Source organism: Achromobacter colocynthidis (assembly GCF_057334535.1).
This window is the reverse complement of sequence record NZ_JBHFIZ010000014.1, coordinates 1-25,901: the sequence shown is the minus strand read 5'-3', so window position 1 is coordinate 25,901 and position 25,901 is coordinate 1. Positions and strand designations below refer to the sequence as shown.

General features: G+C 60.8%; 19 protein-coding genes. 15 read left to right on the top strand and 4 right to left on the bottom strand.

All coding sequences use genetic code 11. The features are described from left to right. The first annotated feature begins 10 nt into the window (after positions 1–10). From ACE04A_RS05620 to ACE04A_RS05605, 4 genes are all read left to right on the top strand, one after another. A complete protein-coding gene (locus ACE04A_RS05620; RefSeq protein ID WP_448715767.1) occupies positions 11–1,405 on the top strand; it encodes a hypothetical protein in 1,395 nt (464 codons plus the stop codon). Between the two features lie 65 nt (positions 1,406–1,470). Next, positions 1,471–5,262, top strand: coding sequence for a type VI secretion system membrane subunit TssM (tssM, locus tag ACE04A_RS05615; protein WP_485819927.1), 3,792 nt, complete (start codon positions 1,471–1,473; stop codon positions 5,260–5,262). Further along, complete coding sequence (tagF, locus tag ACE04A_RS05610; protein ID WP_259252477.1) at positions 5,259–6,242, top strand: type VI secretion system-associated protein TagF; 984 nt, start codon at positions 5,259–5,261, stop codon at positions 6,240–6,242. Before tssM ends, tagF begins: the two co-directional genes overlap by 4 nt. Before the next feature lie 3 nt (positions 6,243–6,245). Beyond that, positions 6,246–7,040, top strand: a complete 795-nt coding sequence (locus ACE04A_RS05605) for an OmpA family protein (RefSeq protein WP_485819926.1) — start codon at positions 6,246–6,248, stop codon at positions 7,038–7,040. A gap of 129 nt (positions 7,041–7,169) precedes the next feature. On the opposite strand, the gene tssA is transcribed toward ACE04A_RS05605, so the two are convergent. Then, positions 7,170–8,318: a type VI secretion system protein TssA gene (tssA, locus tag ACE04A_RS05600; protein WP_448715765.1), complete on the bottom strand. Its 1,149-nt coding sequence runs from the start codon at positions 8,316–8,318 to the stop codon at positions 7,170–7,172. A 191-nt stretch (positions 8,319–8,509) separates the two neighbouring features. Here tssA and ACE04A_RS05595 point away from each other — a divergent pair, with 191 nt between their 5' ends. The 4 genes from ACE04A_RS05595 (at position 8,510) to ACE04A_RS05580 (ending at position 11,580) form a co-directional block, all read left to right on the top strand. Continuing rightward, positions 8,510–8,764 carry a hypothetical protein gene (locus tag ACE04A_RS05595; protein ID WP_259252479.1) on the top strand — a complete coding sequence of 85 codons (255 nt, stop codon included), beginning with the start codon at positions 8,510–8,512 and terminating at the stop codon, positions 8,762–8,764. Positions 8,765–8,845: 81 nt separating this feature from the next. Next, positions 8,846–9,115, top strand: a complete 270-nt coding sequence (locus tag ACE04A_RS05590; RefSeq protein WP_268079729.1) for a PAAR domain-containing protein — start codon at positions 8,846–8,848, stop codon at positions 9,113–9,115. Positions 9,116–9,267: 152 nt separating this feature from the next. Next, positions 9,268–10,755, top strand: a complete 1,488-nt coding sequence (locus ACE04A_RS05585; RefSeq protein ID WP_485819925.1) for an NfeD family protein — start codon at positions 9,268–9,270, stop codon at positions 10,753–10,755. Between the two features lie 39 nt (positions 10,756–10,794). After that, a complete protein-coding gene (locus ACE04A_RS05580; RefSeq protein ID WP_448715763.1) occupies positions 10,795–11,580 on the top strand; it encodes a slipin family protein in 786 nt (261 codons plus the stop codon). A gap of 55 nt (positions 11,581–11,635) precedes the next feature. On the opposite strand, the gene relB is transcribed toward ACE04A_RS05580, so the two are convergent. Further along, positions 11,636–11,950, bottom strand: coding sequence for a type II toxin-antitoxin system RelB family anti-toxin (gene relB, locus ACE04A_RS05575; RefSeq protein ID WP_448715762.1), 315 nt, complete (start codon positions 11,948–11,950; stop codon positions 11,636–11,638). Between the two features lie 219 nt (positions 11,951–12,169). Between relB and ACE04A_RS05570 the strand changes: the two genes are divergently transcribed. The 7 genes from ACE04A_RS05570 to ACE04A_RS05540 all read left to right on the top strand — a co-directional run bounded on the left by ACE04A_RS05570 (position 12,170) and on the right by ACE04A_RS05540 (position 22,536). Beyond that, positions 12,170–13,225 carry a glycosyltransferase family protein gene (locus ACE04A_RS05570; protein WP_485819924.1) on the top strand — a complete coding sequence of 352 codons (1,056 nt, stop codon included), beginning with the start codon at positions 12,170–12,172 and terminating at the stop codon, positions 13,223–13,225. A 336-nt stretch (positions 13,226–13,561) separates the two neighbouring features. Next, on the top strand, positions 13,562–13,975 hold the full coding sequence (locus ACE04A_RS05565) for a helix-turn-helix transcriptional regulator (protein WP_448715760.1): 414 nt from the start codon (positions 13,562–13,564) through the stop codon (positions 13,973–13,975). Positions 13,976–14,385: 410 nt separating this feature from the next. Next, positions 14,386–14,586, top strand: a complete 201-nt coding sequence (locus ACE04A_RS05560) for a hypothetical protein (protein WP_448715759.1) — start codon at positions 14,386–14,388, stop codon at positions 14,584–14,586. Continuing rightward, on the top strand, positions 14,587–16,641 hold the full coding sequence (locus tag ACE04A_RS05555; protein ID WP_485819923.1) for a type I restriction-modification system subunit M: 2,055 nt from the start codon (positions 14,587–14,589) through the stop codon (positions 16,639–16,641). It abuts the gene before it with no gap. Next, the gene (locus ACE04A_RS05550; RefSeq protein WP_448715757.1) at positions 16,638–17,984 is read left to right on the top strand and encodes a restriction endonuclease subunit S; all 1,347 of its coding nucleotides are present in this window, start codon (positions 16,638–16,640) and stop codon (positions 17,982–17,984) included. Before ACE04A_RS05555 ends, ACE04A_RS05550 begins: the two co-directional genes overlap by 4 nt. 52 nt (positions 17,985–18,036) lie before the next feature. Further along, positions 18,037–21,162, top strand: a complete 3,126-nt coding sequence (locus tag ACE04A_RS05545) for a type I restriction endonuclease subunit R (protein ID WP_485819922.1) — start codon at positions 18,037–18,039, stop codon at positions 21,160–21,162. Between the two features lie 612 nt (positions 21,163–21,774). Then, positions 21,775–22,536 carry a reverse transcriptase domain-containing protein gene (locus ACE04A_RS05540; protein ID WP_448715755.1) on the top strand — a complete coding sequence of 254 codons (762 nt, stop codon included), beginning with the start codon at positions 21,775–21,777 and terminating at the stop codon, positions 22,534–22,536. A gap of 215 nt (positions 22,537–22,751) precedes the next feature. Here the strand turns inward: ACE04A_RS05540 and ACE04A_RS05535 are convergent. Both ACE04A_RS05535 and ACE04A_RS05530 read right to left on the bottom strand, forming a co-directional pair. Continuing rightward, positions 22,752–23,956, bottom strand: a protein-coding gene (locus ACE04A_RS05535) for an IS3 family transposase (RefSeq protein ID WP_448716133.1) whose coding sequence is annotated in 2 segments (ribosomal slippage) — positions 22,752–23,632 and positions 23,632–23,956 — 1,206 coding nt in all. Because the reading frame shifts where the segments join, the coding sequence is not laid out codon by codon here. Between the two features lie 488 nt (positions 23,957–24,444). Next, positions 24,445–25,308 (bottom strand): hypothetical protein, encoded by an 864-nt coding sequence (locus ACE04A_RS05530; RefSeq protein ID WP_485819921.1) that lies wholly within the window; start codon positions 25,306–25,308, stop codon positions 24,445–24,447. Positions 25,309–25,901 lie beyond the last annotated feature (593 nt).

Sequence of the window (25,901 nt, the reverse complement as noted above, 5' to 3'; positions counted from 1 at the left end):
GCGGACACCCATGGGACGCTTGCTGAAGAAAAGTCTGCTGGTTCTGGCGTTGTTCGCCGTGGTGTGGCTGGCCGTCATCATCTGGTGGCAAGAGTCGCGCACCTTGCCCACCGGCGTGGACATCGGGCTGTATCTGTTCGCGCTGCCGCTGGCCGTGCTGGGCGCGCTGTGGCTGGGTGCGCGGGCGGTGCGTGCCGCGCGTGCGCCCAAACCAGAGCCGTTGGCATCCGCGCCCGCCGCAGACGAAGCGCCGGCGGCCTTGGCCCAACTGCGCATCGTCGCCGTGGCGGCGCGCGCAGCCGCCGGCCCGGACGCGGCGGGAATCGCGGAGGCGCTGGCTGAACAGCAACGCCCCGAGCTGGACCCTGAACTCAAGACCTTGCAGGGCTTTCCCATATTTGCGGCGCGCGTGCCGCAGTTGGATGACGTTGAACTCTACGCCGCCGCACGCGAACGGGGCGCGCCCGCCAAGGCGCTGGCCACGGCCGGCCTGCGCGCAACGGCCCTGCTGGCCGACATTGCGGCCACGCTTACCAACGACGCACATCGCCGCGTGACCGAACTGGATGTGCCGGCTCGCGATGAAGACTGGCCCTTGCTGCGCTTTGACATCGTGCTGCCCGCAAGCTGGCCGCAGGCAGCACGCGAGCGCGCGCGTGCGCAAGTGCTGGCGGCGGCCGGAGTCTGGCCCGATACGCGCGTCAGCGCCACCGAGCACGGCGCGCGCGACGCCATGGCCGTCGACATGCTGCTGCGCGAACTGGCCTCGGCATCGAGCAGCGCCGCCGACGCCCCCACATGGCGCATCGTGCTGGCCGCCGACGGTTATGTGGACCAGGACCTGGTGGCGCAATGGGACGCCGACGCCCTGCTGCTGACGCACGCGAACCCGCAAGGCCGCGTGCCGGGCGAAGCCGCCGCGGGCGTGCTGCTGGGCCAGGTCCATGCCACAGCGACCGCCTCGACCGCCGACGCCACCGACGTGCATGTGGCCCTGTCACCCGTGACGCATCGCCAGAAGCCCGCCGATGCCCGGGGCGCGCAAGCCGAACCCGCGTTGGCCGACCTGACGCGCGACCTGGTGCAGCGCGCCGCCATTGCGCCCGACAGCGTCATCCACGTCATCAGCGACGCCGACCATCGCGGCAGCCGCCCGCTTGAAGCGCTGAACGTGGCCTCGCAATTGTTTGAACATCTGGACACCGCCAAGGACTGCCACGCCGTGGGCGTTGCCTGCGGCCATACCGGCGTGGCTGCATCGCTGCTGACCCTGGCCGTGGCCTGCGAAGCCTGCATGCAGGCTGAACCACAGCCCCAACCCGCCGTCGTGACCCTTACCCTGCAAGACCCCGCATTGCGCTGCGCGTCCCTGGTCTACCGACCCGCCGCCAGCACTACCGCCTGACTCGGAAAATAACAGCGAAAACCATGCGTAGCCCCTCAGGATTCCTATCCCGCCTTTCCAGTTCCATGAGCGACATCCGCTATTGGAGCTCACGCGTGTTCGCCAACCCGCGCACCTTCATGGTGATCGGCTTGATCGCGCTTATCGTGTTTCTGTTTCTGTTCGCGCAGACCATGCAGATTGCGCTGGTCTGGGCGGGCCTGCTGCTGGGCGTGCTGCTCGTGCTGTGGTTATGCGTGCATCTGTGGCGGCGGCGGCGCACGCGGCGCGCCAATCAGCAATTGGGCGACATGCTGGAACAGCAGGTGCAGACGGGCGCGGCCGCCAGCCCGGCCGCCCACCGCAATGAGATCGACGCCCTGCGCCAGCGCCTGACGCAGGCGGTGCGCACCATCAAAACGTCCAAGATTGGCCAGGCCTCGGGCAACGAGGCGCTGTATGAGTTGCCCTGGTACATCGTCATCGGCAACCCGGCGGCGGGCAAAAGCAGCGCGGTGATCAATTCGGGTTTGCAGTTTCCCTTTGCCGACAAGAACGGCGCCGCCGTGCGCGGCGTGGGCGGCACGCGCAACTGCGACTGGTTCTTCACCACCGAAGGCATTCTGCTGGACACGGCGGGCCGCTATTCGGTGCACGAAGAAGACCGCAACGAGTGGATGAGCTTTCTGGACCTGCTCAAGCGGCATCGACCCAAGGCGCCGATCAACGGCATCATCGTGGCCGCCAGCATCAGCGAACTGACGGATTCGGGCCCGGAATTCGCCATCAACCTGGCCAAGAACCTGCGCCAGCGCGTGCAGGAACTGACCGACCGGCTGGAAGTGTTTGCGCCGGTGTACGTGATTTTCACGAAGGCGGACCTGATTGCCGGCTTCTCGGAATTCTTTGCCGATGCCGACCCGCGCGAGCGCGATCGCGTCTGGGGCGCAACGCTGCCTTACGGCGCCGATGAAAGCCGCGACGTGCTGACGCAGTTCGACGAACGCTTCGATGAGTTGTATGAAGGCCTGAAGGAAATGGGCACGGCGCAGATTTCGCTGCGGCGCACCGGCCCCCTGCCCCCGGGGCTATTGACCTTCCCGCCCGAGTTCGCGGGGATCAAACCCGCGCTGCGCACCTTTCTGTCGACCCTGTTCGAGACCAATCCCTTCCAGTACAAGCCGGTGTTCCGAGGCTTTTACTTCACCAGCGCCTTGCAGGAAGGCGCCTCGCGCAGCACGTCCACCGAGAAGCTTGCCGAACGCTTCAGCCTGCGCCCGGCCACCCGCGAAGCCACGCAGGCTACGCCGTCGCACAAGGGCCTGTTCCTGCGCGACCTGTTTTCCAGCGTCATCTTCGCGGACAAGAAACTGGTGCGTCAGCATGCCAGCCCCAACAAGGTGCGCATGCGTTACCTGAGCTTCTTCGGCCTGGTGCTTGCGTTGGGGCTGGTGCTGGGCGGCTGGAGCTGGTCGTACCTGGGCAACCGGCAACTGGCCACCAACGTGCAGGCGGATCTGGACAAGGTGGTGCGCCTGCAAAGCGAACGCACCGACCTGCAAAGCCGCCTGGAAGCCATGGAGATTTTGCAGGACCGTATCGAGCAGCTTGATCGCTATTCCTCCAGCCGTCCCTTGTCGCTGGGCCTGGGCCTGTATCAGGGAGATGTGCTTAAGGAACGCCTGCTGGCCGAGTACTACAACGGCCTGCGCCAGTTCATGCTGGTGCCGGTGAAGGCCAGCCTGGAAGACTATCTGGGCCGCGTCGACGTGTCGCAGGTTGCCGCCGCTGGCGCGACAGCCACCGCCACGCCGGCCGTGGCGCAGGCGCAAGCCCAAGCCCAAGCGCAACCCGCTCGCGCCAACGCCGGCGACACCTTGTTCCAGGACGCCTCCCCCACCAACGTCGATGACGCCTACAACGCGCTCAAGACGTACCTGATGATGGCGAACCGCGAACACGTGGATCCCACCCACCTGTCGGACCAGATCACCCGTTTCTGGCGCGGCTGGCTGGAAACCAATCGCGGCGCCATGCCGCGCGACCAGTTGATCCGCAGCGCCGAACGGCTGATTTCTTTCTACGTGGCGCGCGCCGCCGATGCGGACTGGCCGCAGATCGACACCAACCTGGCGCTGGTCGAGCGCACCCGTGGCAATCTGCGCAGCGTGATGCAGGGCATGCCGGCGCGCGAGCGTGCGTATTCCACCTTGAAGGCGCGTGCCGCCACGCGCTTCCCGGCCATGACGGTGGCGCGCATCATGGGCGAGGCCGACGCCGCCGTGGTGGCCGGCAGCTACGCCGTGCCGGGCACGTTCACCCGCGAAGCGTGGGAGCAATACATCGAGCCGGCCATTGGCGAAGCCGCGCGCCGCGAAGTGCAGACCAGCGACTGGGTGCTGGGCGTGAACGCCCGCGACGACCTCACCCTGGAAGGCAGCCCGGAGCAGATCCAGAAGAGCCTGGCCACGATGTACAAGACCGAGTACGCGCAGGAATGGCAGAAGATGCTGCGCGGCGTCTCGATCAAGCCCTTCAACAGTTTTGAGCAGGCGGTGCATGGCATGAACCGCTTGGGCGACCCGCAGAATTCGCCGCTGGTGAAACTGATCAACACCACCTACGAACAGACGTCCTGGGACAACCCTTCGCTGATCAACACCGGCATCGCGCAAGCGCAGACGGGCGTGGTCGCGTGGTTCAAGCGCGTGATCCTGCGTCAAGGCCAACCCAAGCCGGCAGCAACGACGGCGAACGGTGAGCAGATCCCGATGGGCCCCGTGGGACGCGAGTTCTCGGACGTGGCGCGGCTGGTGGTCACGCGCGACAACCAGTCGCTGCTGGGCAACTACATGACCGCGCTGTCGAAGATCCGCACGCGCTTCAACCTGATCAACAACCAGGGCGACCCCGGCCCCGGCGCGCTGCTGCTGATGCGCCAAACGCTGGAAGGCAAGGACTCCGAGCTGGCCGACGCGCTGAAGCTGGTTGACGAGCAGTTGCTGGCGGGCCTGACCCCGGCACAACGCGAGACCCTGCGGCCGCTGCTGGTGCGCCCGCTGATCCAGGGCTATGCCGTGGCGATGCAACCGGCACAGACCGAGCTGAACAAGGTCTGGAACGCGCAAGTGTTCCAACCCTTCTCGCAAAGCCTGGCCGACAAGTACCCGTTTTCGACCAAGGCCGGCATCGAGGCCAGCGGTGAAGAGATTGGCCAGGTCTTCGGCCCGCAAGGCAGCATTGCCAAGTACGTGAACGACACGCTGGGCCCGCTGACCGTGCGCCGGGGCGACATCCTGACCGCGCGCACCTGGGGTGACATGGGCATCGACCTGCAACCCTCGTTCACCGCCAACTTCGCGCAGTGGGTCGCCCCGCTGGCCGGTGGCGCGGCGGGTTCCGGCGCCGCCAGCCAGCCGCAGACGCTGTTCCAGATTCAGCCCAAGCCGGCCAGCGGCGTGACGGAATACACGATTGAAATCGACGGGCAGCAACTGCGCTACCGCAACACGCCACCGCAATGGGTGAACTTCGTGTGGCCCAACGCACAAGGCGCGCCGGGCGCGCGCATCACGGCCACCGCCTTTGACGGCACCGTGGTCGAGATCGTCAACGAACCCGGCCGCTTCGGCCTGGAACGGCTGATCTCCGGATCGCAACGCAAGCCCAATGCCGACGGCAGTTTCGAGATGAGCTGGACCAAGTCCAACATCACGGTGCCGGTCAAGCTGCGCATCATCAGCAACGCCCAAGCGGCCAGCGCCGGCGGCACCGAGCCGGGCAGCCAAGGCCTGCGCAACCTGCGCCTTCCCGCCACGGTGGTGGGCGCTTCCCCTCAAACCCCCGTCGCCCCGACGCCTGCCGGAGCGCAGCAATGAGCCATCCGCAGTCACCCATGTTTCGTACGGCATACTTCGGCAAAATCCCGTCGCGCGGCGACTTCGTGAAGAACACCTCGCACCCCCAGCTGATGGCGACGCTGGATGCGTGGGTTGCGAACACCATGGAGATCCTGGCGCAGGATCCCCACTGGAAGACGCTGTACGACGAGGCCCAGCCCGTGCCCTTCGCGGTGCTGGGCTCGCGCGGCAAGCTGGCCATAGCCGGCCACTTGCAGCCCAGCCGCGACCAGTCCGGGCGGCGCTTTCCGTTCATCACCGCGACGTCGGTGGAGGTGGCGCGCCCGCTGGATTTCATTGCGCGCAGCCCGCTGGCGTTCAGTCGCATGTGGAACCGCATGGGTAGCGCCGCCGCGCAACTGATGCTGCCCGGCGACCCGGCCGCCGCGCTACAGACGCTGAACGATCTGGAAGGTGAAATCCGCACCGCCGCCGACGACGGCTTTGACGCCTTTGTCGACCTGCAAACCATTGAACGGGTCGAGGCCATGCTGCGCAGCAACGGCCACGCCGCCAGCGTGCACGACATTGTGTTGGCGCTGGGCATCCTGCTGGCGCCCGTGATGTCCAGCGGATCGTCGCAGTTGGACACGGGCCTGGCCCTGCCGCTGCCGGACGACCCGCTCTACATCAACTTGGTCGCCACGTACTGGATGACGCTGATTGCGCCGTTCCTGACCCGCGCCGACTTCGAGATTGCGATGTTCGTCGGGCAGGTGGCGGGCAAGCATCGGCTGGTAGTGGGCTTTCGCGGCGCCTCGCCGCAGACGCTGGCCAGCCTGCTGTCCACGCCGCAGACCTTGGCGCAGCACTACATCGTGCTGGAAAACGCCCCCTGGGTGCGCGACCACGTCAGCGCCAGCCATGGCCTGGCCAAGCTGTCGAGCTATCTGGATCAACCGCGGCTTTCCTTGCGCCAGGCGCTGGAAACCTTCCGCGAAGTCTTTATCGGAGCCTAGCGCATGCGCACGCTTATTCTTGCCCTGGCCGCCGCCCTGTCCTGCGCGGCTCATGCCCAGGATGCCGCCACGGTGGTTCCGGCCAATGTCATTCCCCAGCCCGGCCAGGTGGGGGCCAGCGGCGCGGGGCCCGACGAGGCCACCAAGGCCGACGTGCTGGCGCGTCTGCAGAAGGTCTACGGCGTGGGCAACGTGATCGACCGCATCGACGTGGGCGGCGTGGTGGCGCCGCCAAACTGGTCGCAACACGTGAGCAAGTTGCTGGACAGCCCGCTCAAGCAGATCAACCGTGGCCAGCTTGAAATCGACGGCACGCAGATCCGCCTGCGCGGCGAGGTCGATAACGAAGCGTCGCGGCAGCAGATTGCCAGCACGTTCGCCACGTCCCTGAACCCCACCTACAAGATCGTCAACGGCCTGCGCGTATCGGCCAGCAAGGACGAACAGGATGTGCTGGACAACCTGCTGAGCGACCGTGTCGTGGAGTTCGAGACCGGCAGCACGCGCCTGACCTCACGTGGCCGCGAACTGCTGGACCGCGTGGCCGACGCGGTGCCCAAGCTGCGCGCCGACAAGATCCAGATCATCGGGCATACCGATAGCTCGGGCAGCCGCAGCACCAACCTGGCGCTGAGCCAGGCGCGCGCGGATGCGGTGCGTGATTATCTGGTGGACAAGGGCCTGCCGGTGTCGCGCTTCGAGGCCATGGGCGCGGGTCCTGACCAGCCGGTGGCGACGAATGCGACGGCGGAGGGGCGCGCGAAGAACCGGCGCATCGAGTTCCGCGCCGCGCGTTGAGGCGGAGCGGGGTTTGACGTTTCGGCCTTGAGGCTTCGGCTTCGGCTTGGGCTTGGGCTTGGGCTTGGGCTTGGGCTTGGGCTTGGGCTTGGGCTTGGGCCTGGGCCTGGGGGCCTCAGGCCCCGGACTTCAGGAGTTCTCGCCCGCCTTCTTGATGCCCAGCAACTCTTCCAGGCCCGACAGGGTCTCGTCGTTCTTGACCACGGTGCGCAGCCACAGGTGCAAGGACATCTCGCCCCAGCTTGCGGCCTTGTCGGCCAGATAGGCGACGGGGCTGTGCGGCTCGGTGCGGCGAAAGAAATCGGCCACCTCGCGCAACTGCGCCAGGGCCTGCTCGCGCGTCTGGATCGGGCCACGCGCGGCATGCGGCACGGCGTCGACGGCAGGTGCGCCAGCGGGCAGGGTTTCGGCGCCGGGGAATGCGTTGACAGCAGTCAAGGTGGGCTCCACACGGGTGGGAACGGCGGGCGCCCCCTGAGTCGACGTTGGTGTCGGCGCTGGCGTGATGTCGGCGCGCACCAGCAGGCCCGCGTCGCGCGCAAACCGGTGCGCCAGTTCGGTAACGTTGCGCAGCGCTTCACGCACCCGCGAAAACGCCGGGCTTTCATCGCCCAGCCGCTCGTCCAGCGTGCGCTCAAGCTGCGCCAGCGCCTGGGCGCAGCCGTCCAACTGGGTGTCCAGTTCGGAATAAAACGACGGCGGGGTGTCGCGCCGCGCGGCGTCAAAGCGGTCAAGCGTGAGCTTGCCCCGCGTCAACTCGTTGGCATTGTCGGGCGTACGCTTGACGGCGTTGGCCAGTTGGCTGGCAGCCTCCCAGAGCACCGCGCCGTAACGCGCGCCGTCTGCCTGCGTCAGCGGAATCTCGCCGATCAGTTGCTGCGAACGCGACAACAGCCACGCCAGGTTGCCCACGCGCTGCTGCACATCGCCATCTTCCGGCACGGGATGCAGGCCTTCCCAATAGTCGCGGCACAGGCCGTCGATCAGCAGGTAACCGTCGCGCAGGCCCGCGAAGCCGCGCGTCTTGGCCCAGGCTTCGGCCAACCACGAGGCAATGCGGATGTCCTTGCTGCGGTTGCGCAAGGCTTCGGAACAGATGCGCGCGACTTCCGGCCAGTCGGCTTCTTTCAGGTCGATGACCCAATCGCCTTGGTCCAGCTGGGGGTCGTCGTGCCGGCGCGCTTCGCGGATGGCGTCGAACTCGGGGGAAAACACCAGGTCCACGCCGCAGGGCGCATCGCCGGGTATCGGTAGCAACAAAGCGTTGATGTCGGTCATATCGCAACGGAGAGGTGACGAAAGCTGGCGGCGGCACGGCCAGACAGGCGGTGCGGACAGGCGGCCAGCGGCGGCAATGGCGGAAATCATCCCACATTCGCTTACGCATAACGTTCAAAGATGACACGTCCTATTACAAGGCGCATCACGATGCATCGGTATTATTTGCGCTCCTATCCCAAGGAGCGTCCATGACGACGAAATCGATTCGTATGCTGCCCGACGGGCACTTCATCGCCGGCACACCGCGCCGTGCGCCCGACGGCACCTATGTGGGCGGCGAAGGCCCCATCACCCGCGCGCCCGACGGCACCTACGTGGCCGGCACCCCGCAGCGCGCACCGGACGGCACTTACAAAGGCGGCGGCGGCCCCGTGCGCATGGCGCCCGACGGCACCTTCGTGGTCGGCCCGGCCCGGCGCGCGCCGGACGGCACGTACCTGTAGGCCCCCGCTGTAGCTCAAGCTGTAGCGCATGCTGTCGCTCAAGCTGTAGCCCAAGCCATAACCCCAAGCACTCGCCCAGCCATGCCCCAACGCTCTGTGATCCGCAAAGGCGACAAGACGTCGCACGGCGGCGTCGTCGTGACCGGCGATGAAACCGTCATCATCTTCGGCCAACCCATGGCGCGGGTTGGCGACCGCGTCACCTGCCCCAAATGCGGCGACACGCACACCATCGTGGAAGGCGTGCAGAACGTCAGTTCAGACCGCATGACGGCGCTGGAAGGCATGCGCACGTCCTGCGGCGCGACACTGATCGCCAGCCAGAATTTCTATCAGCTTGAGTTTGGCTAGGGGCCGGAACCCTTCCTCCTGCTATTGGCCGCACGCCAATAATGGGAGTACCGTGCATAAGTATGGGAGGCAGCAATTCCCCCATGCACCACGGAGGGACCCAGCTCATGGTCATTGGTCGACCTCAGCGGCCGGCGGTCCGAACGCCCTCGATGCTTCGCATTTTTTGCGGCATCGCCTTGTTGTGGATGCTGGCCATCGCCAGCGCCTGGGGCGAAACCCCACCAGATAGCGCCCAGCGGCGATCCGCCATCGTGCTATCCCTGGACGGTATCGTCGGCCCCGCCACGGCGGATTATCTGATTCGCGGCCTGGCCGCGGCACACGGACAAAATGCCGCGGTGGTCATCTTGCGCATCGACACGCCCGGCGGGCTTGATACGTCGATGCGCGACATCATCCGCGCGATACTCGCATCGCCCGTCCCCGTGATTGCCTATGTGAGCCCCAACGGCGCACGCGCGGCCAGCGCCGGCACCTACATTCTTTACGCCAGCCATGTCGCGGCCATGGCGCCCGCCACCAACCTGGGCGCTGCGACGCCCGTTGCCTTAAGCGGTGGGTTTCCCAAACCCGACGAGAAAGAGCCCGGTTCTGGCGACAAGGCCGAGGAAAAGCCTGCGCAAGAGCCTGCCCAAAAGCCCGCGGATAAGGCCACGGACAGCAATGGCGACAAGTCCTCGGCAAAGCGAGCCGCAGACAAGCCGCCGGCTGCGGCCCCTAAGGACGCCAGCGAATCCAAAGCCATCAATGACGCAGTCGCCTACATCCGTTCACTGGCTGCCTTGCGCGGGCGCAATGCCGACTGGGCGGAAGACGCCGTGCGCTCGGCGGCCAGCCTGTCGGCCCGCGAAGCCCACGCGCAGCAGGTGATTGACCTGATCGCCGACGACATCCCGGACCTGCTGGAACAAGCCGACGGGCGCACCGTCAGGGTCGGCAATTCCCAGACCGAGCTGCAAACCAAGGGGCTGAGCGTGCAGCACAGAGAACCGGACTGGCGCACGCGCGCGCTGAGCGTCATCACGAATCCCAACCTGGCGCTCATGCTGTTGATGGTTGGCGTGTACGGCTTGATATTCGAATTCATGAACCCGGGCGCCCTCTATCCCGGCGTGGTCGGCGCGATATGTCTGCTGGTCGGCCTCTACGCCTTGTCCGCGCTACCGCTGACCTATGCCGGACTCGCGCTTGTCTTGCTGGGCGCGGCGCTGATGGTGGCGGAAATATTCACGCCGTCGATCGGCATCCTGGGAATCGGCGGCGCCATCGCTTTCGTGCTGGGCTCGCTCTTGTTGGTCGATACGGATGCACCCGCCTATGAGGTATCGCTTCCGCTGGTGGCGGGCGTGGCCGTGGCAAGCCTGGGGATGACGTTCCTGATTGCCCGGCTGGCGCTGCGATCGCGCCGCGCGCCGATCGTAAGCGGGGCCGAAGCGCTGATCGGGCAGCACATCAAAGTGCTTAGCTGGAACGGAGAGCAAGGCCATGTCGCCGCGGCCGGAGAACGCTGGCGCGCGGTGGGGCCGGCGGGTCTGGCGGCGGGCGACACGGTCGTGATCACGGCCGTGCACGGCGTGACCTTGCATGTGCGCGCGGACACCCACCTGTTACCGCCCGAGCCTGCCCGGAGAGGATGAAGTTCGACGCAACGCCAACCTTTTTTTCAGGAGCCTGCCATGTTCACGCAACTCGCCTTCTACGGCCCTATCGTTGTCCTGATAGTCGGCATCTTCGCCCTGTCGGTCCGGATCCTGCGCGAATACGAACGCGGTGTCATCTTCACGCTGGGCCGCTTCACCGGCGTCAAAGGCCCCGGCCTGATCCTGATGGTTCCGGTGATCCAGCAAATGGTGCGCGTGGACCAGCGCATGAGCGTCTTCGATGTGCCCAGCCAGGACGTCATCTCGCGCGACAACGTCTCGGTCAAAGTGAACGCCGTCATCTACTTTCGCGTGATTGATCCGGAACGCTCGGTGATCCAGGTAGAAAACTTCCGGCAAGCCACCAGCGAACTGGCCCAGACGACCCTGCGCTCGGTCCTGGGCAAGCACGACCTGGACGAAATGCTCTCCGAGCGCGACAAGCTGAACAACGACGTGCAGGAGATTCTGGATGCGCAGACCGACGCATGGGGCATCAAGATGGCGAACGTGGAAATCAAGCACATCGACCTGAACGAAAGCATGATCCGCGTCATCGCCCGCCAGGCCGAGGCCGAACGCGAACGGCGCGCCAAGATCATCCACGCCGAAGGCGAAGAGCAAGCGGCCCAAATGCTGCTGAACGCCGCCCGCACCCTGGCCCAACAACCCGAAGCCATGCAGTTACGCTACTTGAGCACCCTGGCCATGATCGGCGCCCAGAACAACTCCACCATCGTGTTCCCCTTCCCTACCGAGCTTGGCCAGGTGTTGAAGGGAATGGTGGGGAAGAATCAGGGGGATGCGACGGCGGCGGGATAGATCGGGGGTGGATGCGGGTCGCGGAAGTGAAGACACTGACGCGACGCCGGGAGCTTTACGCGGCCAGGTCGGAGAAGTTGGTGATCTTTACGGCTCCGTCCGGGAACCGAGCGATCACCTCAAGTTCGCCTCCCATTGCCTCAATGTGGCTGCGTAGCGTTGAGATATACATGTCGGTGCGCTTCTCCATTTTTGCGATGGACGGCTGTTGGACATGCAACACATCAGCCAGAACCTTCTGCGACAAGCCCCGCGCCTGCCGCAATTCATGAAGCGGCATTTCCCGAAGCATTTGCTCAGTAGCCGCCTTGGCACGAAGCTGCAATTCCGGCGACATGGCGGCACGGAGCGTTCCAAATTTCTTAGCCATTTATCTGCCCTTCCTTTCGCGGTAGTTATAACCTCCAAGGAATATTCCATCAAAGGAATACCAGATTTGTTTTGATGGATAAGTCCACAGCTCACACCGGCATCGAGCCGTCTCCGTCGGCCATATGCTCGACTAGGACGGTCGCTGGGCGCTCTTCCAGCAGGGCGAGAAAACAGGCAACGCCGCAGCCGAGGCGCCCCGGCTCTGCCCAAACCGCCCGTGATAAAGTGCGGCCGGAACTTTTTGCCAGCCGGACCATTCGCGTCCTTAACACCAGAACTTATGCAAGCCCAAAAATTCGGATACCTGGAATTTCGATACGGGAACGACCCCAAGCGGCGCACCGTCAATGTGGGCGACAACATCCAGTCCATCGCGGTACGCCGGCTGCTGGCGCACCTGAATGTTGACCCGGCCGACATGGTGGGGGTGGATCGTGATTCGCTGCGGAACTACGCCGGGCCACCCGTGAAGCTGATCATGAATGGCTGCTTTCATGACGACTGCTTCCCGCTTCCGCCCCAGATCGAACCGGTGTTTTTCGGATTCAACGCGGAAACCGAATCTGTCATCACGGCGAACAAGAGGCTGTTCCAGGAACACCAGCCGATTGGGTGCAGGGACAATGCCACGAAGCAGATGTTCGATAAGCACGGCATTGCGGCGTTCGTCACGGGCTGTGCGACGCTGACGCTAAAGCGCCGCGACCCGCAGGTGACAGGCAGCAAGCCGGTCATCGCCTTCGGCTCCGGCGCGGGCGTGCTGCACCAGAACCTGTACGAATACATTCCCCGATCCCTGCTGCAACGCGCGTCCCTGGTTTTTCAACGGGAGCCGGTGCCCAAGATTCCGCTCTCGGACCAGGCCGTGACCCAGATGGACGAGCTGGCGGCCAGCTACCTGGATCTGTACCGCAATGAAGCCAGCATCGTGGTGACGCCCTTGCTGCATGTGGCAAGCCCTTGCCTGGCGATGGGCATCCCTGTGGTGTTGGCACGGCGTGACCACGATGACCGCTTCACCGCGATCGACCGCCTGCTTCCGCTGTACACACCGGCTGCGTTTTCGACGATTGAATGGGACGTGCGGGCGCTTGGGATTGAAGGCTTGAAGCAGGCGATGTTCGACGTGGCTGGGGCCTTGGTTCAAGGAAGCAAACCCGGGGCGGAAGCGTTGGCGGTGCTGGCAAAGACGTATGACGCGCCGCCGATTCTGCAAGGGGCTAAACGACGGAAACATCGGTCGTTGCTGAAGAGGTTGTTTTCCAGGGGATGATGGGCGCTGTTCTTCGTTGGCAGGCGATGCCGACGAAGAACGCACCCAGAAGAACTCCTCTTGCACGTGGAAGACACCCGCGGGGGATACAGGCGGAGGACACACGCGGAAAACAAAAAGGCCGTTAGCGATTGCGCGCTAACGGCCTTTGAAATTCTGGTGGGCTGTGAGTGGCTCGAACACTCGACCTACGGATTAAGAGTCCGTTTTAGGGGTGTTTTGCCAGGGGCAGGCCAACATGAATATCTATAAAAATCATGAGCTTAGCTTACCGGAACTTACCGCGACCTAACGCACTTTACTGCGGCCAGTGCGTTAAAAGTGCGGTCAATTTCGATGGCGCCGGGGCGGATTGTACGGCCTACCGGGAGGTACTACCAGGCGGCCATGGCTACCCTTGCCTGTCTATACTTTTTGCTGGCATGTGCCAGTGCCTTCGCGAAAGTAAAGATGGACAAACTTCTTACCTCCGATCAACTGGCCGCCGTTCTGGGCGTGTCTGTGCAAACTTTGTACAACCGGCGTACGCGTGGAGAACCTCTCCCTCCGTGTGTGAAGGTGGGAAGACTGCTGCGCTACGAACAGACGGAGGTCCTTGCTTGGGTGGCATCGCAACGCGAGACTTCACATGTCCAGCAAGTAGCGCTTTCCAAACAACGACCGGCTACAACGCCACAGGTTGCACGCCGACGTGGCCGGCCAGCCAAGGCTGAACAAATTCGACGACGGCTGCTTGAACAGCGCGACTAGACGTTAAGTCGCAAATAGGCCAAAAGGCCCAGCCATTGCATGATGTTCCTGCTGGGAGAGCCCGCCACATACCCGGTTTTGGAAAAGCAAACCTAAAATCCGCTCCAACCGCAGCGCACCGCCCCCCGAATGACCTCGTGGCGGACAGCGAATGTCACTTTACCGAAAACGCTCGACACCCATTTCGACAAGCCATCCCTGCTCGCCAGAGCGGTAGCGATTGCCCCGAGCGACTTTCACCGCCTTGCCTAAAAAGGGCGGATCTCCTGCGTAAACCACCCGAGAAGTACGAGGCCGGCAGCTCCGCTTCACACGGCCATACTTCAGTGTTTTGACAACCAAAATTTGACGGTAACGAATCGCAAATGATACCGTTTGCAATACAAACGATTGCGAATGGTATAGCCTTCATGACCCAGCCCAAATCCGCGCTTATGTCCTTGCGTATGACACCTCAAGGCAAAGCGCTGCTTGCCTTGTGTGCGCAACATGAGCACCGCAGCATGGCTTCGATGATGGAGCACATGGTGCATACCTATGCCGCAAGCCATGGCATCGCCTTGCCAGCAGCCGAGCTCGAGCTCGACAAGAACACAACCAAGAAGCTTTGAATGTCCAAGTTAGCCGACCTCATCTGGAAAAACGCCGAACTACTGCGCGGCGCCTACAAGGAAAACGAATACCGCAAGGTCATCCTGCCGTTCACCATCTTGCGTCGTCTCGACTGCGTATTGCAGCCCACACGCGAAGCCGTACGAGCGCGCCATGCCGCCGTCCACGGCAAGGGCTACGACCTGGACAAGATGCTGACCCCTGTCAGCGGCTACCCGTTTTTCAACACGTCCAAATTCACGCTCCCAAACATCGCGGAGACCCCCGACGACGTGCGGGACAACCTGGAAGCCATGGTTAACGGCTTCTCGCAGAACGTGCGGGATATCTTCGACAAGTTCGGCTTCACCGCCACCCTAGACAAGCTGGCCGAGAAAAACCGCCTGTACCTTGTGGTGCAGCGTTTCGCGGAAACCGACCTCGCTCCTCAGAAGGTAACGAACCACGACATGGGGCAGGCGTTTGAAGAGCTGCTGCGGAAGTTCAACGACGTGTCCCCGGCGGGTGAGCAGTACACCCCGCGCGACGTGATTGAACTCATGGTTACGCTGCTGTTCAACGGCGACGACGACATCCTGTCCGTGCCCGGCGTGGTGCGCACCATGTACGACCCCACCGCAGGCACCGGGGGCATTTTGAGCGTGGCCGAAGAGCACCTGCGCAAGTTCAACGACCGCGCCACCTTGAAGCTATTCGGGCAGGAGCTGGAAGACGAGACCTACGCTATTTGCAAGGCCGACATGCTCATTCGTGGGCAAGACCCGGCCAACATCGAGAACGGCGACACGCTGGAACTCGACCGCCATCCTGGCAAGACCTTCGAGTACCAAGCCGCCAACCCCCCGTATGGCGTGGAATGGAAGCCCGCCGAAACCGCCGTCAAGAAAGAGCACGCCAAGGGCGCGGTGGGGCGCTTCGGTCCTGGTCTGCCCGCCATCCGCGATGGGCAAATGCTGTTTTCCCTGCACCTGTTGTCCAAGATGCAACCCGTGGTTGCTGGCAAGGGCGGCGGGCGAATCGGCGTGGTGCACAACGGCTCCCCGCTCTTCACCGGCGACGCGGGCAGCGGCGAGAGCGAAATCCGCCGCCACATCTTGGAGCATGACTACCTCGATTGCATCGTGGCGCTGCCCACGGACATGTTCTACAACACCAACATCACTACCTACCTGTGGTTCATGACGAACCGCAAGCCCGCCGAACGCAAGGGCAAGGTGCTGCTGATCGACGCCAGCGCCATGAGCGTGCTGATGAAAAAGAACCTGGGCAAGAAGCGCCGCGAATTCACGCCCGATTGCGTGGAGCGCATCGCCAAGGCGTATGCCGACTTCCAATCCATGGAGTGGCAAGAAAGCCCTGGCGCCAAGGACGGCAAGACCAGGCGCGTGCTCAAAGCCAAGGTGTTCGACCACGACCATTTCTTTTACCGCCGCATCACCATTGAGCGTCCCTTACGCATGCGCTTCCAGGCCAGCGCGCAGGGCTTGAAGATGCTTGGCTACGACACCGCCTTCGGCAAACTGCCGCAGGAGCAAAAAGACCTGCTGACCCAAACCATCCAAGGCATGGATGCGCAGGCCGCGTACATGGATGCCGACTCGTTCCGCGCAGCGCTGCATGCATCCGCCGCTGTGGTGACCGATGCCAGCGGCTTGACCGGCAAGGCCGGCAAGCTGGCGGCCAAATCCGTGGAACTGGCACGCAAGTACCTGGGCACCAAGGACAAGAACGCCGAGCCCACCACAAACGAAAAGGGCGACATACTGAGCGATTCCGAATTGCGCGATGCCGAGTACGTGCCCTTTAACGACGACATCGAGGCGTACTTCGAAAGCGAGGTGCGCCCGCACTGGAGTGATGCGTGGATTAACCACGACGTAAAGGACGTGAAGGACGAAAAGACCGGCGTGGTGGGTACCGAAATCAACTTCAACCGCGAGTTCTACGTGTACACGCCCCCGCGCAGCCGCGAGGCCATTGCGGCGGACATCGAGGCCAAGGAGCACAAGTTCATGGAACTGCTGCGCGGTATCAAGGGCGAGGTACGCCCATGAAGCCGTATGCGAGCTACAAGCCTTCAGGCGTGCCGTGGCTGGGGGATGTTCCGAGTGATTGGACCGTTGAGAAGTTGAAGTTCTTTGCCAAATTCGCTGGCGGAGGCACCCCGAGCAAGGATGAGCCAATTTACTGGGGCGGCGAAATTCCATGGGTTTCACCAAAGGATATGAAGCGGCCCCTTATCAGGGAGACTGAGGACTACATCACTTCCGAAGGACTTGGGAATAGCCCCTGCGCCTTGATCCCTCCATCTTCTGTACTAACGGTGGTACGTTCAGGAATTCTGCAACACACCATCCCGGTAGCTATCAATACCGTGCCGGTTACGTTGAATCAGGATATGAAAGCGCTCATTCCGGATGACAGGATGGATAGCCGATATCTCGCGTACCAAATCGAGGGGTGCCAGAAGGAACTACGAGAGGAATGGGTTAAGCAAGGGGCAACCGTCGAGAGCATTGAACACCAGCGAATGGTTGATTCGCGTTTGGCTGTTCCATCTCCAGATGAGCAGCAAGCCATTGCCGACTATCTTGATGCCGAAATTGCCCGCATCGACACCCTGATTCATGAGAAGGATGAGCTGATCGGGTTGTTGCGGGAGTGGCGGCAGTCGGTGATTGTGGAAGCCGTTACCAAGGGGTTGGACAAAAGCGCAGCCATGAAGCCATCGGGCGTTTCTTGGCTTGGCAATCTACCCGCGAATTGGGATGAAGCACAAATTCGACACGTCACCTCGCGTGTAACTGATGGAGCGCATGTTTCTCCCGATACATCTTCTCCCGATATGCCCTTTGTCTCAACTGTCGATATAAAGAATGAAAAAATTGACTTCGACAATTGCTTAGGCACTACGAGTGCTTCTTATGAAATCCTGAAGCGCACAGGATGTAAACCATTTAAGGGTGACGTTCTGTTCAGCAAAGACGGAACTATCGGCAGAACCTGCGTAGTGGATTACGAGCGTGAATTTGTCGTAGCTAGCTCTCTGGTTATTATTTCGCCTGAAATTGATTTTATTGAATCTCGTTACCTTTCATATTGGCTTAATAACAGCCTTTTGAAACAGCACTATGAACTTTTATTGGCCGGTGCCGCATTAAGAAGAATCTCAATTGAAAAAGTTTCGAGATTGCCAGTGTTCTTACCGACGACTTCGGAGCAGCAAGCAATCGCCGACTATCTGGACACTGAGACCGCCAAGATTGACGACCTCATCGCCCACACCCACGACGAAATCGCACTCTTGAAAGAACTGCGCGCCGCGACCATTGCGGATGGGGTGCTGGGGCGCATCGATGTTCGAGGTAGTGCAAAAACGATAGCCGCTTGCGCTTGATGGATAAACGCCAGCGGTCAATTTGATTAAGAAAAATGCGAGTGGGACACCCATGGCAGCCATCCACACCGAAGAGCAGTTTGAAGACGAAGTTTGCGAAGTCCTGAAAGCCCAGGGGTGGCTGATCGATGGCCCCTTGCCGTTCCAAAAAGGCTTTGCATACGACAAGGACTACGACCGCCGCACGGCGCTGTACCCCGAGGACGCAATTGCCTGGGTGAAGGACACCCAGCCCGATGTCTGGGAGAAGTTCGCCAAGAACCACGCGAAGAACCCCGAGGCGGTGTTCATCCAGCGGCTGGCGGAAGAACTGGACAAAGACCGCCCGACCATCAAGAAGGAAACCCCGCAGCTCTGGGGCACGCTCTACGTGCTGCGCAAGGGCTTCAAGGACATCAACGCCACGTTCAAGATGGCGCAGTTTGCGCCCAGCAACCAGCAGAACCCCACCACCTGGGAGCACTACAAGAAGAACCGCCTGCGTGTGGTGCGTCAACTGCATTACTCGCTGCACAACCAGTTTTGCATCGACTTCGTCCTGTTCCTCAATGGTCTGCCCCTGGCAACCATCGAGCTGAAAACCGACACCACGCAGAACATCGAAGACGCGGTGCGGCAGTACAAGTACGACCGCAACCCGGTGGACGTGGCCACCAAGCAGCCCGAGCCTTTGCTCTCGTTTGGCAAGCGGGCGTTGGTGCACTTCGCCGTGAGCACCGACGAAGTGCAGATGGCAACCAAGCTCGCGGGCGCGGCCACGCGCTTTTTGCCCTTCACCCGCGGCAACCCCGACGGCATGGACGGCGCTGGGGCGGGCAATCCTCCCGATGATGCTTTGGGCTATTCCACCGGCTACCTGTGGCACGAGGTGTTCCAGCGCGATGCGTGGCTGGCGGTAGTGGGCAAGTTCTTGTCGGTAGAGGTGTCCGAGTCCAAGGACGCCAAGGGCAAGAAGGTGTTCAACACGTCGCTTTTGTTCCCGCGCTACCACCAGTGGGATGCGGTCAACAAGCTGCTGAATGCCACCCTAGCCGAAGGCGTGGGGCATACCTATCTGGTGCAGCATTCGGCGGGGTCGGGCAAGTCCAACACCATAGGATGGCTGGCGCACCGCCTTGCGTCTTTGCATGACGCCAAGGACCAGAAGGTGTACAGCAGCGTGATTGTGATTACCGACCGCAGGGTGTTGGACACGCAGTTGCAGGACACCATCTACCAGTTTGACCACCAGCAAGGCGTGGTTGAAAAAATTGACGAAAACAGCACGCAGTTGGCCGGTGCCCTGGACAAGGGCAAGCTCATCATCATCACGACGTTGCAGAAGTTTCCCTGGGTGTTGGACAAGGTGGGCGGCCTGGGCGACAAGCGCTTTGCGCTCGTCCTGGACGAAGCCCACTCCAGCCAGGCGGGCAAGAGCGCGGTAAAGCTGCGCGCGGTGCTGACCAAGGGCAAGACGGGTGCTGCGAGTGCGGACACGAAAGCCGATGGCGCGATGGTGGTTCCCGATGGCGATGACGACATCACCGATGAAGACGTGCTCAACACCATCATGGCATCGCGCCAGCGACCGCCCAATGTGTCGTACTACGCTTTTACGGCGACGCCCAAGCCCAAGACCATGGAACTGTTTGGGCGCACGGGAATGGATGGAACGCCCGAGCCCTTCCATGTGTATTCCATGCGCCAAGCCATCGAAGAGAAGTTCATCTTGGACGTGCTGCGTGGCTACACCACCTATGGCTTTGCCTTCAAGTTGGAGCAGGCGGGCGACGACAAGGAGGTGAAGGCGGGCAAGGCCAAGGCCAAACTGTTCCGCTACGCGCAGTTGCACCCGACCAGCATCGCCCAGAAGGTAACGGTCATTGTGGAGCACTTCCGCGAGCACGTCATGCACCAGTTGAGCGGGCAGGCCAAGGCCATGGTGGTGTCGGATAGCCGCGTGGCCGCGGTTCGCTACAAGAAGGCGTTCGACGACTACATTAAGAAGATGAAGTACACCGACTGCAAAGCGTTGGTGGCGTATTCGGGCGAGGTCACGGACGAGAAATCCAAGGTGCTCAAAGCCAAGGAAGGCGACCTCAACGACCACAAGGAACACGACGACGGCATCAAGGAGGCGTTCAAGACCGAGACCTATCAGGTGCTGATTGTCGCATCGAAGTTTCAGACGGGCTTTGACCAGCCCAAGCTCTGCGCCATGTACGTGGACAAACGCCTGGACGGCGTATTGGCGGTGCAAACCCTGTCGCGTCTAAACCGCATGTACCCCGGCAAAGAAACCGCCTTCGTGCTGGACTTCCGCAACGAAGCGGATGGCATCCTTAAAGCCTTCCTTCCGTTCTACCGCACCGCCAAGATGTCGGCCGTTACCGACCCGAACCTGGTCCACACCCTGCGCCAGAAGCTGGACGACGCGGGCATCTACCTATGGGAAGAAGTGCTGGCCTTTGCCAAAGGCTACTTCGACCCCAAGGGCAAGCAGGCCACGATTCAAGCGCCGTTGAAGAAGGCGCACGAGCGGTTCAAGGCGCAAACCAAGGAGGTGCAAGACCTGTTCCGTGGCGATGTATCGTCGTACATCAGCGCCTACGATTTCCTGTCGCAACTGCGCTCCTACGACGATGCCGACTTGGAACGCCTGCATGCGTTTTGCCGCATGATTTTGCCCCGCTTGCAGGGCAACGCCGGAGGCGATGAGGCGCTGGATGAATCCGTGCGGCTGGCGGGCTACAAGGTGGTCAACGAGCAAAAGCACAAGCTGGACATGGAGGCGGGTACCGCCGAACCGATGAAGCCCATGGGCACGGGCGGCGGACAGGCCTGGGACGACCCGGAAGACCGGCTGTCGGCCATCATCAAGAAGATGAACGAGGTATTTTCCGGCAACCTGTCGGATGCCGATTTCAAGGGCTACGCCACTACCTTGATCGGCAAGATGGTGAACGACCCCACCTTGCAGGAGCAGGCGCAGGCCAACGACACGGTTACAGCATTCTCAAATGGCGCCTACGAAACCAAGCTCAACAATGCCGTCGTAGATGCCCTCGAGGGCCACAACACCATGGCTGACCAGGCATTGAGGCATGAAAAGGTATTCAAAGGGTTGGCGAATCTCTTGGTAGATGAGGTGTACCGACAGTTGCGAGACAAAGGTGAAGAAGCGCTAAGTGGGACCTGACGGGCGGAGATCCTGATGAAAATGTCACCAGGATTAGCCAGGGACTAGCTACCCACCTGGTCAGCCGTCGTACCTCATCCTCAGATCACTGAGCACCTGGCCAGATCCTCAGCACCGGCCGGCCAATTTTGGCGTGTCTGCGCCGGCATCCGCTCCGATAGGAAAGACACTAGCAAAACGGCTGGCTGATTAAAGAAGTGCCGCTGGCTATTCTGTTCCTTGGACACTAGAGGGACGGCACGTTAAGCATAAGATGCGCTTGCCGAGCATTCCTTGCCGAACTGCGCTCCAACAAATTACGTCTTGTCACTACAATAGTTTTGTCGATATACTGACCTTGCTCTAGCGATAGGCATTTCGCCTATCCTCTACTCCGTCACTCAGTGATTCCGTAAGACGATTATCCGATTACATTGATATCGTCATGTCGTTATTGGTTATGTGACCATGCGCTTAGCGCTAGGCAAGCTAGAGCTTGAGTAGAGGAGGATCTGACAATGAAAAAATTCATTCGCAAGACCCGCCTAGTCTACGCGTGCATCAACCTAGTGGGTGGATTGTTCCGCCTGCTGGCCGCACTCGTAGACATGGCATCTAACTACCCCAACTCATATGCCTCTCAAATGGTCCACTCGCTTCGAGCTTAAGCCAGGCCGTTGGGTGTTCGTCCCTACAGAGGAAGCCAGAGACGCTGGCCTCAACATAAAACAAAAAATCGCTTCACTCTGGAAGCCTCCAAGCTTCTATTTCCACCTTAGGGATGGTGGCCATGTTGCAGCAATTCGCAGCCACCTCCAAAGCAATTATTTCTACCGGATTGACCTAGATGATTTTTATGGCCAAGTCAATCGTACGCGAGTGACTCGGTGCCTCAAAACGTGGTTACCGTACTCCGAAGCGAGAGCGATAGCAAACGAGAGTACAGTTAAACGCCCTGCCTCAGATACGTTTATTCTTCCATATGGCTTTGTGCAATCGCCGATTCTAGCTTCGCTCGCACTTGAAAAAAGCAAGCTAGGTTCATGCTTGAGAAAACTTGATAGAAGAAGCGATGTGGTCGCCAGCGTTTATGTCGATGACATAATCATATCTAGTAAGAAAAAAGCTGTTCTTCAAGAGATTGCACCACAATTGGAAAAGGCCGCTACTGATGCTCGGCTCCCCATAAATGCCCAGAAAACGGAAGGGCCCGCCATAGCCATCGGAGCGTTTAATATTACCGTTTCGCACGGAATTATGGAAATAACAGAAGATCGACTAAGGATGCTGCTCGAAGCATACAAAGCAGCAAGCAGCGACAGCCAAAGAAATGGGATTGACAGCTACATCAAATCGGTCAACCATAGCCAATCTCCAAGTCACGTTCAAGCGTAATATTTGAAGTTGTGTTTCCACTTATCTGACGGCAAGCCTGGGTTGGCAAGCAGAATCTCCCCAACACGGTCAGAGTATTTAACCGTAATGGGCCGCCCTTCACCCAACTGGCAAGAGTTGTAGTTCAGTTTAGTCAAGCCCAAGATATCTCTCGCCACCTGTACCAGATCTGCGTCACTGGATTTGACCCTGTATCGCCGGACACCACTTCACCGTTAAGTTGATAAAACGGCGAGACGCCGGAACTCTCGGGGAGAACGATACTTCAACGCACTGTGTGGATGCGATTCGTTGTAGTGCTCGAAGGCCAGAGCCAAGTTATGTGCGGCAGTATTGGCATCGGGCTTGGGCATGAAGGCAACATAATCGCGCTTCATGGTCTTTACGAAGCTCTCGGCCATTCCGTTGCTCTGCGGGCTGCACACGGGCGTGGTCAATGGATGCAGGCCGATCTCGGTGGCGAACGAACGCGTTTTTTCGGCGATGTAGCCCGAGCCGTTGTCGGTTAGCCACTCAATGGGGTGAGGCGGTTTCAACGTGCCACCGAAGCGGTTTTCAACGGCGGCCAGCATCACATCGCGGACGATGTCGCCGCTGTGCCCCGCAGTGGTGGCCGCCCAGCTCAACGCTTCGCGATCGCAACAGTCCAGCGCAAACGTCACCCGCAGCGGTTCACCGTTGTCGCATCGGAATTCAAAACCGTCAGAACACCAGCGTTGATCGCTGCGCGCGACGGCCACGCGGCCATCGTGACGGCGTTCAGGCCGCGCCGGCTGGACCTTACGGGCGATCAATAGATCGTGCGCGCGCATGACCCGATAAATGCGTTTGGCATTCACGGCAGCCTCGCCCGCAGATTCGCGAGATCGACGTATCAAGCCCCAAACTCGTCTATAGCCGTAGCTTGGTAAGTGGGCCACGGTTTGTCGGATTTCATCGAGCAGGGCACGATCATCGAGCTGTCGGCGCCGACGGCCATCGGACCAGTCGGATTGACGGACAAGACGTTGAGCAACATTTGAGCGCGCTACACCAAGGACGTCGCAGACCGTTTTCACTGGTCGTCCTCTGGCAACGAGGGTGAGCGCGCAATCCACTTTCGGGATTTCATGACGTCGACCGCCTCCCGCAGGATTTCGTTCTCCATCGTCTTCTTGCCCAGCAATCGCTGCAGTTCACGTACCTGGGCCAGCGCCTCCGACAGTTCTGAAGCAGGCACCACCTCCTCTCCCGAACTGACCGCAGACAGGCTGCCGTTCTGGTACAGCTTGCGCCAGCCAAATAACTGATTCGGGTTGATGCCGTGCTGGCGCGCGACCGTCGAGACGGTCTTACCCGGCTCGAAACTCTCGCGCACCATCGCCAATTTTTCTTCCGCCGACCAGCGGCGCCGCCTCTCGGGCCCGGTTAACACTTCCATCACTGCTTGCTTGGTGTTAGTCAAAAACACAGTCATATGCCTAGTCAGTATTCTAGGTGAGTGATGGTGTCCGGTGACTCAGGGGGGCATTCCAGCATGAATGTCGATGGACGAGTCTAAAGGATCGTTTAGATGCGCCGGGGTTGCAAAGAAGAGCTTTCGATTGAGGAGAAGTTCCCAGGTACGTTGCGCACAGTTTCGGTATTTGTAGACGAGCATGTTTGTCGGGGTGCTGCATAATTTAAGTTAACTGATGTTCGAGCAACTAATCATCGCACCAAATGCCTGCTTTTGGACGGGAGCCGTCTGCAGGCCGCTCCCGACCCCAAGGCGGACTCTTGCGGCGACGCATCCGAGCAATGAAGGCGCAGCAGACTCAAACAGTTTTTTGCTTAGCGACCCAGCATGAGTCGATCGCCTGACGCGTGGCCTAAACGTCGTACGCGGTCCACACTAAAACATGCCATCACCTCATACATGTCATCACCTCATGGCGTCGAAGACGGTTGCGCTAGATACTTGGTTTCTTCGTATTGAGGTGACGACATGTCGCTAAAGTGAGCCAACATCTGGCGGCGAAATTCTGTTATCGAGCGATACGGTGATGTGTCTCCGTGCGTCTCCAAATAGCACTCAACGTTGAGAGCGAGATCTGCTGCCGTCTTCTGGTAGTCGAAACCCGTTCCGGCACTGCTCCAAGAGAATGCGTCGATCTTCACTTCAAGCTCATATAGCCTACGCGAAGGGACATAGATAAGTCGGGCACTTCTGCTTGCAGGGCTGGTTCCCCACCTCACGTCATACTTGTCGTAGTCCACCGCCGAGCCGCTCTTGCGATCCCACACGCACGCATCTAGAAGAGCGATAACAGCGGCAATCTGACAGTCATCAGGGAGCATGAATTCCATATGATTACGCCAAGCGTTCAGCTTCTCTGTCTCTTTGTAAAGCTCTAAGATGCTCGCGTAAGAAATATCGATGAGCGAATCCTCTTTCGTTCTGGCGATCACCCCAGCTTTGGAAAGGCTGACAGGCGTAAGAGAAAGCTCGGCCTTTTTCCTAATCCTCTCCACCAATACGTTCGCACCATATTTGACGCGCGGCATCTGGACTTCGACCAGAATGTTCAAACGTCGGAGCGCGAGAGAATCACCGAAAAATATCGGGCCATTTGTCCGATGAAAGCCTGACTTGTACAAAGCCTTAATTGCGGCCGGCATGGCCGGTTCCAAGACGGAAATGAAAGAGCTTTCCCTCGCCAAGTTCACCTTCGACGCTTTCAGGATGCCCACGACTGTAGCGACCGCATTTTTTTTTGCTGCGGCACTGCTGTCTAGATATTCCGGGTGCATGGGAGTTGTTCCAGAAAAAAGGTCTGATCACCCAATATTATAAAAGTGGATGAAGGCTTGGTAGTAAGGAGAAAAACTACATATCATTGCATCGATCACGCACGTCGCTGATAAACACGTTAGTCTACAGCCCTACTGGGCTGAGACGGGCAGGACGGCGCGGCCCAGAGGCCATGCCAGGCGCGGGTGTAAGCCACCGATATCGGCCGTGGCCCTGCCGATTCAGGTGGTGGCGGTCATCAACAGCTAGACGCCAATCACCGCTTAACGGCCTAGGCCCGCGTGGCGCTGCGGCTGCCCGCCGCGACAAGCAAACGATGGTCAAAATTCGCGTAGGCGTGCCGATGCGGTCAAGCTGGAACCCGAGCCGCCTGACAGGCAGCAAGGGCCACATGAACTGCCGACGTCAAGCGTCCCCTCGTGCCAGATTGGCTTAGACCGCCAACGGTCAGCGTTGGGGCTCAAATTCGCAAAACCTGAGTTGACCAACTCACGGGGAAGAACGTTATCTGACCGAAGTAGATGGGTAGGAGTCACCTGCGATCGTCCGCTTCTGGCCGATTCTGTTGAAAAACTCGATTGCTCGTCGCGAT

What these genes read in the sequence shown, in the direction of transcription:
- ACE04A_RS05565 (WP_448715760.1), top strand. Translation starts at nt 13,562, where the DNA reads ATGGCGCCGGGGCGGATTGTACGGCCTACCGGGAGGTACTACCAGGCG.
- ACE04A_RS05550 (WP_448715757.1), top strand. Translation starts at nt 16,638, where the DNA reads ATGAAGCCGTATGCGAGCTACAAGCCTTCAGGCGTGCCGTGGCTGGGG.
- ACE04A_RS05540 (WP_448715755.1), top strand. Translation starts at nt 21,775, where the DNA reads ATGCCTCTCAAATGGTCCACTCGCTTCGAGCTTAAGCCAGGCCGTTGG.
- tagF (WP_259252477.1), top strand. Translation starts at nt 5,259, where the DNA reads ATGAGCCATCCGCAGTCACCCATGTTTCGTACGGCATACTTCGGCAAA.
- ACE04A_RS05580 (WP_448715763.1), top strand. Translation starts at nt 10,795, where the DNA reads ATGTTCACGCAACTCGCCTTCTACGGCCCTATCGTTGTCCTGATAGTC.
- tssA (WP_448715765.1), bottom strand. Translation starts at nt 8,318, where the DNA reads ATGACCGACATCAACGCTTTGTTGCTACCGATACCCGGCGATGCGCCC.
- ACE04A_RS05585 (WP_485819925.1), top strand. Translation starts at nt 9,268, where the DNA reads ATGCTTCGCATTTTTTGCGGCATCGCCTTGTTGTGGATGCTGGCCATC.
- ACE04A_RS05605 (WP_485819926.1), top strand. Translation starts at nt 6,246, where the DNA reads ATGCGCACGCTTATTCTTGCCCTGGCCGCCGCCCTGTCCTGCGCGGCT.
- ACE04A_RS05530 (WP_485819921.1), bottom strand. Translation starts at nt 25,308, where the DNA reads ATGCACCCGGAATATCTAGACAGCAGTGCCGCAGCAAAAAAAAATGCG.
- ACE04A_RS05560 (WP_448715759.1), top strand. Translation starts at nt 14,386, where the DNA reads ATGACCCAGCCCAAATCCGCGCTTATGTCCTTGCGTATGACACCTCAA.
- tssM (WP_485819927.1), top strand. Translation starts at nt 1,471, where the DNA reads ATGAGCGACATCCGCTATTGGAGCTCACGCGTGTTCGCCAACCCGCGC.
- relB (WP_448715762.1), bottom strand. Translation starts at nt 11,950, where the DNA reads ATGGCTAAGAAATTTGGAACGCTCCGTGCCGCCATGTCGCCGGAATTG.
- ACE04A_RS05620 (WP_448715767.1), top strand. Translation starts at nt 11, where the DNA reads ATGGGACGCTTGCTGAAGAAAAGTCTGCTGGTTCTGGCGTTGTTCGCC.
- ACE04A_RS05545 (WP_485819922.1), top strand. Translation starts at nt 18,037, where the DNA reads ATGGCAGCCATCCACACCGAAGAGCAGTTTGAAGACGAAGTTTGCGAA.
- ACE04A_RS05590 (WP_268079729.1), top strand. Translation starts at nt 8,846, where the DNA reads ATGCCCCAACGCTCTGTGATCCGCAAAGGCGACAAGACGTCGCACGGC.
- ACE04A_RS05595 (WP_259252479.1), top strand. Translation starts at nt 8,510, where the DNA reads ATGACGACGAAATCGATTCGTATGCTGCCCGACGGGCACTTCATCGCC.
- ACE04A_RS05555 (WP_485819923.1), top strand. Translation starts at nt 14,587, where the DNA reads ATGTCCAAGTTAGCCGACCTCATCTGGAAAAACGCCGAACTACTGCGC.